The following is a 15,988-nucleotide window of genomic DNA, read 5'->3' as shown; positions in this document are numbered from 1 at the left end:
GGAACGCGCATGTTTGAACGCATCATTCGGTTCGCCATCGAACAACGGTGGCTGGTTCTGCTGGCTGTGGTGGCCATGGCAGGCCTTGGCGTATACAGCTATCAAAAGCTGCCGATTGACGCTGTCCCGGACATTACCAACGTCCAGGTTCAGATCAATACCAGTGCTCCTGGGTATTCACCGCTGGAGACGGAACAGCGCGTGACCTTCCCGATCGAGACCGTCATGGCGGGCCTGCCTGGGCTGCTTCAGACACGCTCGTTGTCGCGCTATGGTCTCTCGCAAGTTACCGTGATCTTCAAGGACGGAACCGACGTCTACTTTGCGCGCCAGCTCGTCAACGAACGCCTCCAATCTGCAAGCGGTGAGATGCCTGAAGGCGTCCATCCGCAGGTCGGTCCCATCTCCACAGGTCTTGGCGAAATCTACCTTTGGACGGTGGAGGCGAAGGACGGAGCAAAGAAGCCCGATGGCACCCCGTACACCTCGACGGACCTGAGAGAAATTCAGGACTGGACCATCAAACCGCAGCTGCGCAACGTGGCCGGGGTCACGGAAATCAATTCCATCGGCGGCTACGAGAAGCAGTACCAGATCGCCCCTCTTCCAGAGAAGCTTTCCGCGTATGGGCTGTCGATGGCGGACGTGGTCAAGGCTCTGGAGCGCAACAACACAAACGTTGGCGCAGGCTACATCGAACGTCGTGGCGAGCAGTACCTCATCCGTGCGCCTGGCCAGGCGCGAGGCGTGGAGGATCTGCGCAACATCATTCTTTCGAGCAACGGAAGCACGCCGGTCCGCGTGCGCGACGTCGCGGAGGTCGGCATCGGGAAGGAACTGCGCACAGGTGCTGCAACCGACAACGGTCGTGAGGTCGTGCTGGGCACTGTTTTCATGCTGATCGGCGAAAACAGCCGCATCGTCTCGCAGGCTGTCGCGAAAAAGATGGCGGACATCAACCGCACGCTTCCTGAAGGCGTCGAAGCTATCACCGTCTACGACCGGACCGTACTTGTCGACAAGGCGATCGCCACGGTCAAAAAGAACCTGCTCGAAGGCGCGGTGCTCGTGATCGTGGTGCTCTTCCTGTTCCTGGGGAACATGCGTGCCGCGGTGATCACGGCGATGGTGATTCCGCTGTCGATGCTGTTCACCTTCACTGGAATGGTCAATCAGAAGGTCAGCGCCAACTTGATGAGTCTGGGCGCGCTCGACTTCGGCATCATCATCGACGGTGCGGTCGTGATCGTGGAGAACTGCGTGCGCAGGTTGGCTCATGCTCAGCACAGGCACGGGAGACCACTGACCCGCAAGGAGCGCTTCCACGAAGTCTTCGCCGCTTCTCAGGAGGCTCGCCGCGCGCTGCTCTTCGGGCAACTGATCATCATGATCGTCTATCTGCCCATCTTCGCGCTCACCGGCGTGGAAGGGAAGATGTTCCATCCGATGGCCCTCACCGTTGTGATCGCCTTGCTCGGCGCGATGATTCTGTCAGTCACATTCATTCCCGCGGCCGTTGCATTGTTCATCGGCAAGAAAGTTTCGGAGAAGGAAAACCGCCTGATGGGCTGGGCCAAGAAAGCGTATGAGCCGATGCTGGTGCGCGTGCTTGAGGCCAAGGCGGTGGTTCTCACAGTGGCCGGCATTGCAGTGGTCCTCGCCGGCTTGCTGGCAACCCGACTGGGCAGCGAGTTCATCCCGAACTTGAACGAGGGCGACTTTGCCGTGCAGGCGTTGCGCATCCCCGGAACGAGCCTGAGTCAGTCGGTGCAAATGCAGCAGCAGCTGGAACGCACGCTCAAGGAGAAATTTCCGGAGATCGATCGCATCTTTGCGCGAACGGGCACTGCGGAGATCGCCTCCGACCCCATGCCGCCGAACATCTCGGATGCGTATGTGATGCTGAAGCCGGTGGATCAATGGCCGGAGCCCAGGCGCACGCGTCAAGAGGTTCTTCAGGGGGTGCAGAAGGAAGTCGCCAAGATCCCGGGCAACAACTACGAGTTCTCGCAGCCCATCCAGTTGCGTTTCAATGAACTGGTCTCGGGCGTGCGGGCCGACGTTGCTGTGAAAGTCTTCGGTGACGACATGGATGCACTGAACAAAACGGCGCGAGAGATCGAAGGTGTTCTGAAATCGATCCCTGGCTCAGCCGAAGTCAACGTGGAGCAGACAACAGGTCTGCCGATGCTGACGGTCAACATCGATCGAGACAAGGCCACGCGCTATGGGCTAAACATCGCAGATGTCCAGGACACCATCGCCACTGCGATCGGCGGTCGCAATGCAGGCACCCTCTTCGAGGGGGATAGGCGCTTCGACATTGTTGTCAGGCTGCCGGACAACGTGAGAGGCGACCTCGAGGCGATCAAGCGCCTTCCCATCGCGCTGCCCGCCAGCGCGACCGCGGCCGACGTCGTCGGGGCAACGTCCGTTGCCGGCGCTGGAGCAAACGCTGCCCGCGTGAACTTCATTCCGTTGGGCGAGGTCGCCACACTGGAACTGGCGCCGGGCCCGAACCAGGTGAGCCGGGAGGATGGGAAACGCCGCATCGTCGTCAGCGCCAACGTACGCGGCCGCGATCTCGGGTCCTTCGTCAGCGAAGCGACGGGAGCACTCGATTCGCAGGTGAAGATACCAACCGGTTACTGGACCACGTGGGGCGGCCAGTTCGAGAACCTTCAGTCTGCAACCAAGCGTCTGCAGATCGTGGTGCCTGTCGCGCTGCTGCTGGTCTTCACGCTGCTGTTCGCCATGTTCGGCAACATGAAGGACGGGTTGATCGTGTTCACCGGCATTCCGTTTGCGCTCACCGGCGGCATTCTGGCGCTGTGGCTGCGTGACATCCCGCTGTCGATCACTGCGGCCGTCGGGTTCATCGCGCTGTCGGGGGTCGCCGTTCTCAACGGCCTGGTGATGATTTCCTTCATCCGGAACCTTCGCGAAGGGGGCGCGTCGTTGGACCACGCCATTCACGAGGGTGCGCTCACCCGCCTTCGCCCAGTGCTCATGACCGCGCTCGTCGCGTCTTTGGGCTTCGTGCCGATGGCGATCGCGACAGGCACAGGGGCCGAGGTGCAGCAGCCGCTCGCGACTGTGGTGATCGGCGGGATTCTTTCCTCCACGGCACTGACGTTGTTGGTGCTTCCAGTGCTCTACCGACTGGCACATGGTCGAGACGAGGAGGAGGCTGTGTTCAACGAGGCTCAGAAGCAAGCCGCTTTGGAGCAAGAGATCCCCCCACAGCCAGCCGCCTAGGGTCAGTACCGTGATTGCCCCCGCACGGCCGTCCAACGGGGGCGCTATTCATACCTGAGAGCCATCATGAAACTCGCAACAATCATCGCAGCCGTGACGCTGGGCATTTCGAGCGGCGCATTCGCTGCTGACGACCACAAAGGGCACGAACACGAAGGCAAAGGGGCAGCAGCCCATAAGGATGAAGCCAAGCCCGCGCATGGCGGCATCGTGACAGTCGCGAAGGACGTGAGCTACGAACTTGTCGCCCGGCCCGACCTGATTTCCCTGTACGTGTCGGACCATGGCAAACCAGTGGATCTCGCCGGCGCTACCGCCAAGGTGACCTTGCTGTCGGCGGGCAGGAAGGAGGACGTCACGCTGGTGCAGGCCGCGGACTCTCTCCAGGCAAATGGTACTTTCGCCGTGGGCGCAGGCACCAAAGTGGTCGCCAACGTTTCCTTGAAGGGCCAAGCACCGCAGCCCGTCCGGTTCAGCCTCAAGTGAAAAGCTGATAACCGAACTGTAATCTTGCGGTTAGAAGTCTGGCGGACTGGTTTTTTAAAGTTCATTCACGCAGTCGAGAACGGCTGCGTATGAACCTACCAATCCAAGGACTTCCTCATGCAAATCTCCTCGCTTCGACTGCCCCTCGCCTTCATGCTTCTCGCTGCCGCGGCGGTTCCAGCTTTCGCCGGCAACTATGCAGAAGGGGACCCGCGCCCTGTTGCGCAAACTTCCAACGTCTCTAGCCCTGCAGTGGCCGCAGAGACACGCGCCTGGATGGCGGCCGCACCTACGCTCGGCTACCCGGAGGGCAATCCGCAGGCCGTCGTACAAGTCCAGCAAAAGACCCGCGCGGCGGTGCAAGCCGACACGATGAACTGGATCCGGTCCGGCCTGGGCGCTCTCAGCTACAGCGACGCATATGCAAGCGGCAACCATCCGGCCTACGCCAAGGCAAGCCGCGCATATGCACAGCTTCGCGGCTCGAGCGACGCAGCCAGTGCTTCGCTGACGCCAGTTGACGGAAATGCCGTCACGCGCTGATCCAGAGGGGCATTTGCCCATTGCAGCATGCTTGCCGGCAACCGAACACGAGCCGACAAGACATAACCCTCAGGCGCAATCGTCGACACCTATCCTCGGTATTCGCGAGGTGGATAAATCAGAACACCACGCTGGACCACCCAGGTGGTGTTCTTTTTGTTTATGACATTTCGATGACGAATTTGTAATCCGGTTGCAGGCCAAGTGTTCGAAACGCTTTCTAGAGTCGTTGAGCGCCCCGGACTCTTCGGGGCGGAATACAACAAGGAGACCCTAATGTCGATTCGCACTCTTCGTTCCGCAGCGACCGCAGCCGCCGTCGTCGCTGCAGCTTTTTCAGCCGTAAGCGCATCCGCCGCAGGCGCCTATCACCCCACACCCAATGAAGCCGGGGCGACCTATCATCCAGAGCATGCCTCCAAGCGGAGCCGAGCAGACATCGACTCGGACCTGAACTCGGCAATGAAGCAACCTGCCTGGAATTCTGCGAGTCGGGGCGCGCCGTGGCCTGTTGCCAAGACGGGCGAACCGAAGAGCCGCGCGCAGGTCGTCGCTGAACTCGACACAGCGATGAAGCATCCCGCGTGGAACTCAGTGAGCCGCGGTGCACCTTGGCCGCCAGTCCTCAACAACCCGAAGTGAAACAACAGGCGCTCTTTTCCCGAGCGCCACCTTGCTTTCGCGGCAAAGACCCACCACGGGCCTCGTGGTCGCGATGGGGAATAACCGCGCAGTAGAAGCGTGAGTTGCTGGGCCGCACGTATCACGGTCATCCGACTGCTACGTTGGGCCGTGAGGTCGAGACGGATTTGCCGGCGAGCAGTTGCCGCCTCATTCGCCTCGACTCAGTCTCCGCTCGATGCGGGGTGGGCCAGAACGAGCCCGATGCGTGTCACTCCCCCGTCAGACGAAGCGAATGTTGAGCCACCGTGCATGCGCGCGATGGCCGACACGATCGTCAGACCCAACCCGTGGTGGCTGGAAGAGCCGGAGCGCGAGCGATCCGCCCGATAGAACCGCTCAAACAGATGCGGCAGCGCGGATGGGTTGATCGGCTCGCCCCGATTGTCCACGAAGAGCCTGACTGCGTTCGCCTCTTGCTCGATCGCCACGCGGATAAGGCTCCGCGGCGCAGCGTATCGGATCGCGTTACTGACCAGGTTTGAGACGGCGCGCCGAAGCAGGCCAACATCGACAAGGAGATTGGCGTCACCATCGATCTTCAAAGAGAGATCAGCTGCCTCCAGCTCAGCTTCATGGAACTCAGCAACCGCCGCAACCTGCTCGGCAATGCTCACAGGCCCGGTCCGTCGCGCACGCGCACCGCGATCCGCCTTGGACAGGAAGAGCATGTCCGTCACGATGCCCGAGAGGCGGTGTGCTTCTTCCAGCTGCGAGCTCAGCGCTTCCTGGAGCGCAGCGACAGATCGCGCCTGGCTCAGTTCGACTTCCGCCTGGGCAATCATGTTCGCCAACGGTGTCCTGAGTTCATGCGCGACATCAGCGTTGAATGACTCCAGCTGCTCGTACGCACCTTCAACGCGCTCGAGCAAGGCATTGAATTGGCCTACCCATGGCTGCAGTTCGCTTGCGTACTTCGAGGCATCAATGCGAATGCCGGCGTTCTCCGGTCCTGCTTCTGCGGTTTTGGCCGCGAGGAGCTTGAGCTGTTTCAGCCCGCGGCGAACCACCAAGGATCCAGTAAACGCGACCAGCAACGACCCCAAGGTGGTGGCCAGAAACAGAGTCCATGCGAGCCGGCGCAGCAACAAGTCATCCTTGGAGACATCGAGTGTCAGTCGCAACTTGATCGGCTCGCCATCGATTGCGAGTCCCTTGAGCATGCGGTCCTGCGTGACCCAATTTCCTTTGGCGGCCGGACCCGGCGACAGGTAGACCTGCTCCTCGCCAACCCACACCGCTGCAGCTGCATCCGGGTGCGAAAGAAAGTAGTCACCCAGCTTGTGGCGCAGTGCGTTGAGATCGGGAGGATTGCTGGTCTCTTCGACCACATGCTGCACAAGTTCGATATACCTCACGAACTCTTCTGATTGCTTGAGCTGAAAGCTCCATCGTGTTGCGGCATACACAGCCACGCACACAAAGCTCAAGCCAATCAACGTCTGTATCGCGAACCAGCGAGACAGCGATGTCTGGATGGAGTTGACCTTCACGTTGGGTCCGCTTCTCGCAGTTCGAGTACGTACCCCATGCCTCGAACCGTATGGAGCAGCTTCACTTCGAAAGGATCGTCGATCTTCATCCGAAGCCGTCTCACAGCCACCTCGACCACGTTCGTATCGCTGTCGAAGTTCATTCCCCAGACTTGGTCAGCCAAGATGGCTCGAGGAAGGATCTGACCCTGGCGGCGAAGCAGGAGCGAGAGCAGGGCAAATTCCTTGGCCGTCAGCTCCAGGCGCTTCGAACCCCGCGTTGCCTTGCGCGTGGTGAGATCCAATTGAAGGTCCGCCAGCGCGTAGCGCGTCGTTTCCTGCAGTGTTCCGCGACGCAGAAGTGCTCGGATGCGCGCTTGCAATTCGGAGAAGGCGAAAGGCTTTGCGAGATAGTCATCTGCACCACTTTCCAAACCCTTGACGCGATCAGCCACATCGTCCCGTGCGGTCAGCATCAACACGGGAATGGAGGAAGACTTGCGGATTGCTTCGAGGATCTTGAAGCCATCGATGCCTGGCAGCATCACATCCAGGACGATCGCATCGTAGTTGCCTGTCAACGCCATGCCCAGCCCTTCGGAACCATCGCGCGCGAGGTCGACGTTGAAGCCGCTTTCCACGAGGCCCTTGCGCAGGTAGTCCCCCAACTTCACTTCGTCTTCGATTACTAGCAGGTGCATTTCTTGATCGTAACTTCGCGATGAGGAGGGGTGATTACATTTCGGTCATCTGCGATTTGCCTCCGCCGGCCTCTCGCTTCCCACCCACATGAAGCGACGACATTACATGTTTGTAATGTTCCAGTTCGGAGTTTGTTCGGCGTGATTTCTAGAGTCCTCCCACTCGACCGGTGAGGTGGCAGGCGCCACCTTTGGTCGGCCTGAATGACTCGAGACCATGCCAGATCACAAACCCCTTCGGCTGCCTTCCGACGCCGAAGGCGGCCAAGCTGCCCCCTTGCGGGGAACGAACAAGGCTCTCTCCGCCACCTGGGCATGCTTGGGTACCGCAAGCTGGATTGTTGCCGTAGAGAACTTCAGTTTCTGGAAGACTTTCGCTTCTGCACAGGACGGCTGGAGCGCCGCCACCTTGGCTTCGACTGTCGGACTCGGGATCTTTCTCGCGCTACTGTTCGCTGCACTGTTGCGACCGTTCGTCGCCGGCAGGGTTGGCGCCATCTTGTTGTGCGTCCTGTTGATCGTGTCGGCCAGCGTCTCGCACTACCTTGATGCATGGGGAGTGCTCTTCGACAAGGGCCTGGTCCGGAACATGGTCGAAACAGACACACGCGAGGTCCGCGAGTTGCTCTCGCTCCCGGCGTTCGTTGATGTGTTCTGGCGGGGCATCTTGCCCGCGGCATTGCTGTGGTTTGTCGGCATTCGCAGGGCCGAATGGAAGCGATCGACGATCCACACGGCGCTGCTGGGGGTGGTGGCCGCCGGCGTCGCCGGCGCCTTGCTTGCCACTTCGTATGGAACCCTGGCATCCACGTTCCGCAACCACCGTGAACTCCGTTTCCAACTCGTACCGACCAACTACATCAATGCGGTCTACGGCTACCTCAAAGGCGAAGACCTGACTTCCGGCGCGATTCTTCAAATCGCGCCGGATGCGCGTCGTATCCCGTCCCTCTCCGCGCGCCCGCTGGTGCTTGTCCTGATTGTCGGTGAGACCGCACGAGCGGCAAACTTCTCCTTGGGCGGCTATGCGCGCGAGACGAATGCGGCCCTCGCCAACCGCGACATCCTGTACTTTCAGAATGTCGTCTCCTGTGGCACCGACACCGCAACATCGTTGCCTTGCATGTTCTCCGAACTGGGTGCCGAGGACTTCTCCGTGCGGAAGGCGCGTGAGCGTGAGAACGCACTCGACGTCCTGCTGCGGACAGGTGTTTCGGTGCAATGGCTTGACAACAACTCCGGTTGCAAGGGGGTCTGCGCGCGAGTGCCGACCCAGCAGATGCCGACGTCAGGCATCGACGGCCTTTGCGGTGAGGACGCGTGCCAAGACGAAATCCTTGTCCGGTCGTTGGAGGAGCGCCTGAAAGAGGTGAAGCAGGACACAGCCATTGTTCTGCACCAGATGGGCAGTCACGGGCCGGCCTACTACCGGCGGTATCCAGGACCTGGCAAATTCCAGCCGACGTGCGATACGAATCGGATCCAGTCTTGCGACCGGCAAGCGCTCGTCAACACCTATGACAACACGATCGAGTACACCAGCCAGAATATCGCTCGGATCGTGGAGGCAGCGCGCGCTCGCGCGCCCGCGATGGACATCGCGGTCCTCTACATCTCGGACCATGGTGAAAGCCTCGGCGAGCGAAATATCTATCTGCACGGGCTGCCGTCAATGCTTGCGCCCAGCGAGCAAACGCACGTTCCCATGCTCGCCTGGCTACCGGCTCAGACACAGGAGCGCCTGAAATTGCCGATATCGTGCCTTGCTTCGGTTGCCGGGCAGAAATATTCCCACGACAACCTGTTTTCAACATTGCTTGGGTTTTTCGGCGTTGCCACCGCAGCGTACCGATCTGATCTGGACGTGTTGGCGATCGCGCGGGCATCGCGTGCATGCGGAAATGCACCACAGCGCTTGACCTTGAAGTGACTTCATGGTTTCCAATCACTTTATTCCATAGTAATGGGCGCTCCTGCTCTCCAAGGAATCATCATGAGCTTCTTCAGCGACATATTTCGAAACCTGGCAAACGGTGGCCACGGCCGACGTGGGCATGGTCAGGCGAGCCGTTCGGGGCATCACGGTGGGCGGGAGAGTGGTTACCCGTACGGAGGAGTCGACGCGCGCGGCGGGCAGCCTTGCCGGTCATGCGGGGCCCCGTTCCTTCCTGGCGCGAATTTTTGCGCACAGTGCGGCGCTGCTCCTGCAGCAGCTCGGGTCTGCTCTGGCTGCTCCACCGCCTTGGTGCCCGGAGCGCGCTTCTGCGCAAAGTGCGGCCAAGCGGCGGCGTAAGCTGCGGTATCGCGAGATCACCAGATCCCTGGCCTGACTTTCACACACAAGCCCATCGAAAAATTCTCGCACCGTCGATACACTTGCCACCATGCGTACGTTTCTCTTAGCCATGCTTCTCGCGATCCTGCCGCTGCAGTTCGCGTGGGGTGCGGCCACGGGTTACTGCAGGCATGAGGCTGGGACTGGTGCCGCGCATTTTGGGCACCACGAGCACCAAGCCAACGCATCTTCGGGTGAAAAGAGCAAAGACCTGAAGCTGAAGACGATCGCCGACAGCGACGACTGCATCAGTTGTCATGCCAGCGTTGTCTACATCGCTCCGGTTCCGTCTTTTCATTTCCTGGCCCCAGTCGGAGGATGGCCACCAGCGCTCAGCCTGCCGACCTATCGTTCGCCGATCCCCATAGGGCTTGAACGCCCTGCACGAACGCTCGCCCTCTAATCGGCGAGCTCGTTTTCTCTTTTTCTTTTCCCACAACGACAGCTCGCCGAATCTCGCCTTTGGTTGTTTTTCAACGCTAGGAGAATTCGATGCGAATCAAGACGCTGGTCATTGCCAGTGCATTGGCTTTGGCCGCATGGCCCAGCCTCGCGCAAGTCGCGACATCCACCGCCCAAACTGCGCAACCAGCGCAACCGCGGCCGATCCTTCAGGGATTGAGCCTGATGGAAGTGTGGCGGCTGGCAGAAGAATCCAATCCGGCCTTGAGAGCCAAGCGAGCCGAACTCGCGTCGGCGGAAGGTTCGCGCACCGACGCCAACGCCTTTCTCTACAACAATCCAGTCGTCTCTTTCGATGGCATACGCCGGACCGTCCCCCAGGAGGGTGCGTCGTCTGAACGGCGTCGCGAGTGGTCAAGCAGCGTTCAACAGACGTTCGAGATCGCAGGCCAGCGAGGCTTTCGCCGCGAAGCTGCCGACGCGGCGCTGATGGCCCTGCAGGAAGAGATCGCCGAGACCCGCAGACAGATTCGCGTCGAGGTGGCGCAGCTGTACTACCGCATCCTCGCCTTGCAGCAACGCACTGAGCTTGAAGAGCAGGCGCTGGGTCTCTTCGAGAGCACTGCGGCAGCTGTGCAAAAGCGACGCATCGCCGGTGAAGACACCAAGCTGGATTCCAACGTGGCCACGGTCGAAGCCGAGCGTGCCCGCAACCAACTGGCCGTCGCGAAGGAACAACTGCTCGACGCTCGCGCTGAACTGGCAGCGAAGCTTCAACTCCGCGCGGAAAGCCTGCCACAGGCGAGCGGCGAGCTCCGCCCCACGGCAACCGCGGCTTACAGCCTCGAGTCCCTGCTGTCTCAGGTCGATAGCCAGCCGCGCCTCCAGGCGCTGCGTGCACGGGAAGAGTCGGCACGGGCCAAGCTGAAGTTGGAGAGCGCCAGCCGCTATCCAGATCTCACTGTCGGCGTCGGCGTGGGACGTGAAGGTGCATCCGGTGCACGCGAACGTCTCACAACCGTTTCGGTCTCAGTGCCATTGCCATTGTTCAAACGCAATGCTGCTGGCATCGGACAGGCAAGCAGCGCGCTCACCCAAGCCGAGATCTCGCGCAGCGCTGGCGTCCGAGACGCGCAAGCGCAGGTGCAGGCGCTTTGGGCGAAGATGGAGAGCCTGAGGGACCGTGTCACCAGGCTCCAGGAGCGTGTGCTTCCGGCGCTGCTGGATAACCAGCAGCTCTCGGTCAAGTCCCAGCGCGCCGGCCAGATCGGTCTTCTCGAGTTGATCGTGGTGAACAGGCAAGCCCTCGACGCACGCCGCGATCTGATCGACGCGCTCATCGACTATCAATCCACCCGTCTTGCACTGGAGCTGGCCGCCGGCTGGCCTCCTGAAGGAGTCACGCCATGAAATTCAGTTCCACCCCGGTCGATCAGCGCAGTACCGAACGTTCCGCTCTGACCAAGCTTGCCGCAGCGATCTGCGCGGCCTTTGCAGTGATCGCACTTTCCGGTTGCGGAGGCAGCAACGGTTCGGCCGAGAAGCCCGCTGCCGAAGAGAAGGCTGCCGAGAAAGAAGGCCTCAAGCTCTCGAAGGAGGAAGCGGATCGCGCCGGCATCGTCCTGGAGGAACTCAAGGCGCAGGCTCTGGCCGATACCGTCACGGTGACAGCGACGATTCGCGCGAACCAGGATCGCATTGCCAGGATTGCGCCTCGCGTCGAAGGCCGCGTTGCCACCGTGGCAGCAAGCCTTGGTGACAATGTTCGCACCGGCCAGTCGCTCGCGACCCTGGACAGTTTGGCCGTTGGCGAGGCTTCGTCGGCGTTGAGCCAGGCACGGTCTGCTCAGCGAGTGGCTGACGCGGACTACAAGCGCGCAACTGCTTTGCAGGCAGAGGAGATCATTCCGCAGAAGGATTACCTGCGGGCCAAGGCGGAGCATGAAAAGGCAAGTGCCACGCTTCGCGCCGCAGAGGACCACCTTCGGCTGCTCGGTGTCCCATCGGGCCAGAGCGCAGGCGTGGCCTCCGTGTTCCCGCTGACTTCGCCGTTGGCCGGCACGATCATCGAGAAAAAGGCCGTTGTGGGCGGCTTGGCCGGGCCCAGCGATGCCTTGTTCGTCGTCGCGGACCTCTCAACGCTGTGGATCGAGGCCAACCTGGCCGAGGCCCAGTTGGCGAAAGTCCGCGTAGGGGCCAAGGCAACCGTCACCGTCGGTGCCTATCCGGATGAGCGCTTCGAAGGACGAGTGACCTATGTCGCAAGCATCCTCGACAAGGAGACGCGTTCGATTCCGGCGCGCATCGAGGTGAAGAACGGCGAGGGTCGCCTCAAGCCTGAGATGTTCGCGACCGCCACCATTGAAAGCCCCTCGCCGCAGTCGGCGCCGAAGACGGACGTGCTGACGGTGCCGGACCAGGCCATCGTGCTCATGCAGGGCCAGCCCAACGTTTTCGTCTTTGAGAACGGTGCTTACGAGCAACGCGCCATCGATCCCGGCGACAGGCTCGGTACTCGGACGGTTGTGAAGTCAGGCGTGAAGGCCGGCGAGCAGGTGGTGAGTGCGGGAGCCTACGCCCTCAAGGCACGCGTGCTGAAGTCGCAAATCGGCGACGCACATTGAGGAATCGAAAGTAAAACATGCTCAACGCACTCGTAGACGCGTCGCTTCGATACAAGGTCCTTGTCCTGGTCATCTTTGCCGTCTTGGTCGGACTCGGTGTCCAGGCGTTTCGCAACGTCCCTGTCGATGCCTTCCCCGACGTCACCCCGGTTCAAGTCAATATTTATACGGAGTCTCCAGGCTTGGCCGCGGAGGACGTTGAGAAGCTGCTCACGACACCGATCGAAGGCGCCATGGCCGGCTTGCCGGGCGTCGAAGAAGTGCGCTCGGTCTCGCTCTTCGGCCTGTCCTACGTAGGCGTCTACTTCAAGGACGATGTCGACATCTATTTCGCTCGCCGCCTGGTAGGCGAGAAGCTGCAGGAAGCAAAGGGGCGCTTGCCACAAGGGTATGGCGAACCGGTACTGGGGCCGAACAGCTCGGGCCTCGGCCAGGTGTTCTGGTACACGGTCGAGTCTGAAGACAAGAAGATGAGCACCATGGACCTTCGTACGCTCCATGACTGGACCGTGCGACTGATCCTGCGTACGGCCCCCGGCGTGGACGACATCGTCTCTTGGGGCGGAGAGCAAAAGCAATTCCAGGTTCAGATCGATCCGCGAAAGCTCATTCAGTACAGCGTGAGCTTCAAGGAGGTGATGGAGCGGCTCACAGCCAACAACAAACAGGTCGGCGGCCAATCGATCAACCTTGGCGCGGAGCAGTTCCTTGTGCGTGGTCTCGGGTTGGTGGGAACGACAAAGGACATCGAGCAGATCGTCATCGCCGAGCGCAATGGCGCGCCTGTGTATGTGCGAAATGTCGCACAGGTCAAGGAGGCTCCCGCACCCAGATTCGGAGCAGTGACACGAGACGGCAAGGAAGCTGTCTTGGGCATCGCATTGGCCCGCGTCAATGAAAACGCGAAGAACGTGGTGGATGCTGTCAAAGCCAAGTTGGCGGTGGCGCAAGCGGCGCTACCGAAGGGCGTGACGCTGCAGCCCGTCTACGATCGCACGGAGCTTGTCAAGAAAGCCCTGAACACTGCGGAGAGCTCGTTGGTCGAAGGCGCGATCCTCGTTGCCGTGATCCTCTTCCTGTTCCTGGGCGAGTTTCGCTCGGCGATCGTGGTAGTGATCACGCTGCCAATGGCGATGTTGATCGCATTCATCCTGATGCAGCAGTTCGGTGTCTCGGCCAACCTGATGTCGCTCGCCGGTTTGGCGATCGGCACCGGGATGATGGTGGACGGCGCGGTCGTGATGGTCGAGAACGCATTCCGACTTCTGGCGCATGCGAAGGAATCCGGCAAGCCGATTCAGAAGACTCACCTCATCCTGGAAGCGGCCCGCGAGGTGGTCAACCCGATCGCCTTCGCCATCCTGATCATCATCGTGGTTTTCCTGCCCTTGTTTTCACTCACCGGTCTTGAGGGAAAGCTCTTCAAGCCGATGGCGTACACCATCACGTTCGCCATGGCGGGGTCGCTCTTGCTTTCGCTGACGCTGGTCCCTGTGCTCGCCGCGATGATCCTGAAGCCCAAAGAGGAGAAGGACACCTTCCTCGTTCGTCGCGCCAAGCGGATCTACCTTCCGCTGTTGGACTGGGCACTTGAGCGCAAGCGCTTGGTCGTCGGTTCAGCGATCGTTTTGCTGCTCGCCTCGCTGGCGCTGTTCCCATTCCTGGGCAAGGAGTTCATGCCCCAACTCCAGGAAGGAACGATCCAGTTCCGGGTAACAGGTATTCCCTCCACATCGTTGGACGAGTCCATACGGGTGTCCAACGAGGTGAGCGCGGCACTGCATAAGCAATTCCCGCAGATTCGCTCCGTGCTTGCGACCATCGGCCGCGCCGAAGGCGGCGAGACCACCGACGTGAACTACATGGAGCTGAACCTGGACACCAAGCCGCCTGGCGAATGGCCGGAGAAGATCTCCTACGGGAAGCTGGCCTCCGACATGCAGGAAGCTCTCGAAAAAGTGGTGCCGACCGTCGTGTTCGGCGCAACGCAGCCGATCCAATCCCGCGTTGAAGAGCTGATCTCGGGAGTGCGGGCCACCCTTGCGCTCAAGTTGTATGGCGAGGATCTGGCCACGCTCGACAGACTCACCGGCAAGATTCAAGGCGTGCTCGGGAAGATCCCGGGTGTTGCGGACCTGTCGGCCGAAGCAAACAAGGGCAAGCCGCAGCTCATCATCAAGGTCAACCGGGACGCCGCGGCGCGTTATGGCATCAACGCGGATGAGATCCTCGAGGTCGTGCAGTCCGGTATCGGTGGCAGTGCGGTCTCCACATTGATCGATGGCACCAAGCGCTTTGAAATCGCGGTTCGCCTCTCCGACGAGTTCAGGGTGAGCCCCGCGGCCATCGCCAGCATTCCGATCCGCACGGCAGCGGGGGCGCTGGTGCCCTTCTCGCAGGTCGCCTCGATCGAGCTCGACGAGGGGTACTCCTTTATCCGGCGTGAATCGCTGCAGCGCTATTCAGTGCTCCAGATGGACGTCAAAGGCCGCGATGTCGACAGCTTCGTGAAGGAAGCGGACACGCAGCTGAAGGCGCAAGTCGAGTTGCCAACCGGCTACTGGATCGAATGGGGTGGCTCCTTCGAAAACCAGCAGCGCGCGATGGCAAGGCTTGGGGTGATCGTTCCGTTGACCATCGGTCTGATCTTCATCCTCCTGTACACCGCCTTCAACTCTGTGCGGCATGCGACGCTCATCATCGCCAATGTTCCGTTTGCAATCATCGGCGGCATCGTGGGCTTGTTTGTCAGCGGGCAATACCTGTCGGTCCCGTCGGCCATTGGCTTCATTGCTGTCTTCGGTGTTGCCATGCTGAACGGCATCGTGATGGTGACGTTCCTGAACGACCTGAGGCGGCAAGGCTTGCCGATCCGAGAGGCTGTTCAACAGGGTGCTGCACTGCGGCTGCGCCCTGTGTTGATGACCGCGTCCGTCGCGATCCTTGGGCTCATCCCGATGCTGCTCTCGACCGGCGTCGGTGCCGAGACGCAACGACCGCTGGCGACGGTGGTGGTGGGCGGACTCTTCACCTCGACCGCGCTGACGTTGTTGATCCTGCCTCTGATGTACGAGTGGGCGGAGCAGCGAGCCGAGAGGCGCAAGGCGAAGACCCAAGAAACCTTGGAAGGAGACACACCGTGAAAGAGATCAAAGCTTACGTCCACAGCAACAGAGTCGCGGCCGTCATTGCGGCATTGAAGGGGGCTAGCGCTTGGGGTGACGACGCACGCGGCCGCCAACACAACCTGACCCTTTACGTCGTGAAGGGCTCGTTGACGCCGCTTCATGAGGCCGAGCGTCGCTATTCCATCGAACTGGGCGATGAAGTGGTGAACGAGTACAAGCTCGAGCTTCATTGCAACGATGAAGATGCCGACGAGTTCGTGAAGATCATTGCAGCGTCGGCCCGTACTGGCCAGGCCGGTGCTGGATGGATCTACGTGACGGATGTCGGGTATGCGCAAGCCATCGTTTGATGGTGCCG

General features: G+C 60.8%; 13 protein-coding genes. 11 read left to right on the top strand and 2 right to left on the bottom strand.

All coding sequences use genetic code 11. The features are described 5' to 3' along the window. Nucleotides 1-9 precede the first annotated feature (9 nt). From AC0IYU_RS05825 to AC0IYU_RS05810, 4 genes are all read left to right on the top strand, one after another. Nucleotides 10-3,258, top strand: coding sequence for a CusA/CzcA family heavy metal efflux RND transporter (locus tag AC0IYU_RS05825; RefSeq protein WP_472114087.1), 3,249 nt, complete (start codon nt 10-12; stop codon nt 3,256-3,258). A 66-nt stretch (nt 3,259-3,324) separates the two neighbouring features. After that, nucleotides 3,325-3,744 carry a hypothetical protein gene (locus AC0IYU_RS05820; RefSeq protein WP_081268181.1) on the top strand — a complete coding sequence of 140 codons (420 nt, stop codon included), beginning with the start codon at nt 3,325-3,327 and terminating at the stop codon, nt 3,742-3,744. 117 nt (nt 3,745-3,861) lie between these two features. Next, nucleotides 3,862-4,287: a hypothetical protein gene (locus AC0IYU_RS05815; RefSeq protein ID WP_155742509.1), complete on the top strand. Its 426-nt coding sequence runs from the start codon at nt 3,862-3,864 to the stop codon at nt 4,285-4,287. A gap of 276 nt (nt 4,288-4,563) precedes the next feature. Beyond that, complete coding sequence (locus AC0IYU_RS05810; protein ID WP_216639218.1) at nt 4,564-4,929, top strand: DUF4148 domain-containing protein; 366 nt, start codon at nt 4,564-4,566, stop codon at nt 4,927-4,929. Nucleotides 4,930-5,132: 203 nt separating this feature from the next. Here the strand turns inward: AC0IYU_RS05810 and AC0IYU_RS05805 are convergent, their stop codons facing one another. After that, entirely contained in the window at nt 5,133-6,461 is a 1,329-nt protein-coding gene (locus tag AC0IYU_RS05805) for a heavy metal sensor histidine kinase (protein WP_081268183.1), read from the bottom strand. Then, entirely contained in the window at nt 6,458-7,141 is a 684-nt protein-coding gene (locus AC0IYU_RS05800) for a heavy metal response regulator transcription factor (protein ID WP_081268184.1), read from the bottom strand. The genes AC0IYU_RS05805 and AC0IYU_RS05800 overlap by 4 nt, the downstream gene beginning before the upstream one ends. Nucleotides 7,142-7,358: 217 nt before the next feature. On the opposite strand from AC0IYU_RS05800, the gene AC0IYU_RS05795 reads away from it, so the two are divergent. From AC0IYU_RS05795 to AC0IYU_RS05765, 7 genes are all read left to right on the top strand, one after another. Further along, nucleotides 7,359-9,071, top strand: coding sequence for a phosphoethanolamine transferase (locus tag AC0IYU_RS05795; RefSeq protein ID WP_081268185.1), 1,713 nt, complete (start codon nt 7,359-7,361; stop codon nt 9,069-9,071). A 33-nt stretch (nt 9,072-9,104) separates the two neighbouring features. Beyond that, nucleotides 9,105-9,434 carry a double zinc ribbon domain-containing protein gene (locus AC0IYU_RS05790; protein WP_472114084.1) on the top strand — a complete coding sequence of 110 codons (330 nt, stop codon included), beginning with the start codon at nt 9,105-9,107 and terminating at the stop codon, nt 9,432-9,434. Nucleotides 9,435-9,525: 91 nt separating this feature from the next. Further along, on the top strand, nt 9,526-9,879 hold the full coding sequence (locus AC0IYU_RS05785; RefSeq protein ID WP_155742510.1) for a cobalt-zinc-cadmium resistance protein: 354 nt from the start codon (nt 9,526-9,528) through the stop codon (nt 9,877-9,879). Nucleotides 9,880-9,968: 89 nt separating this feature from the next. Continuing rightward, nucleotides 9,969-11,288, top strand: coding sequence for a TolC family protein (locus tag AC0IYU_RS05780; protein WP_081268186.1), 1,320 nt, complete (start codon nt 9,969-9,971; stop codon nt 11,286-11,288). Next, nucleotides 11,285-12,502: an efflux RND transporter periplasmic adaptor subunit gene (locus AC0IYU_RS05775; RefSeq protein WP_081268187.1), complete on the top strand. Its 1,218-nt coding sequence runs from the start codon at nt 11,285-11,287 to the stop codon at nt 12,500-12,502. The genes AC0IYU_RS05780 and AC0IYU_RS05775 overlap by 4 nt, the downstream gene beginning before the upstream one ends. Before the next feature lie 17 nt (nt 12,503-12,519). Then, nucleotides 12,520-15,645: an efflux RND transporter permease subunit gene (locus AC0IYU_RS05770; RefSeq protein WP_081268188.1), complete on the top strand. Its 3,126-nt coding sequence runs from the start codon at nt 12,520-12,522 to the stop codon at nt 15,643-15,645. Then, nucleotides 15,642-15,980, top strand: a complete 339-nt coding sequence (locus AC0IYU_RS05765) for a P-II family nitrogen regulator (RefSeq protein WP_081268189.1) — start codon at nt 15,642-15,644, stop codon at nt 15,978-15,980. The genes AC0IYU_RS05770 and AC0IYU_RS05765 overlap by 4 nt, the downstream gene beginning before the upstream one ends. Nucleotides 15,981-15,988: the final 8 nt, after the last annotated feature.

It is taken from the genome of Variovorax sp. AC103 (assembly GCF_979254005.1).
This window is presented reverse-complemented; position numbering and strand designations above follow the sequence as displayed.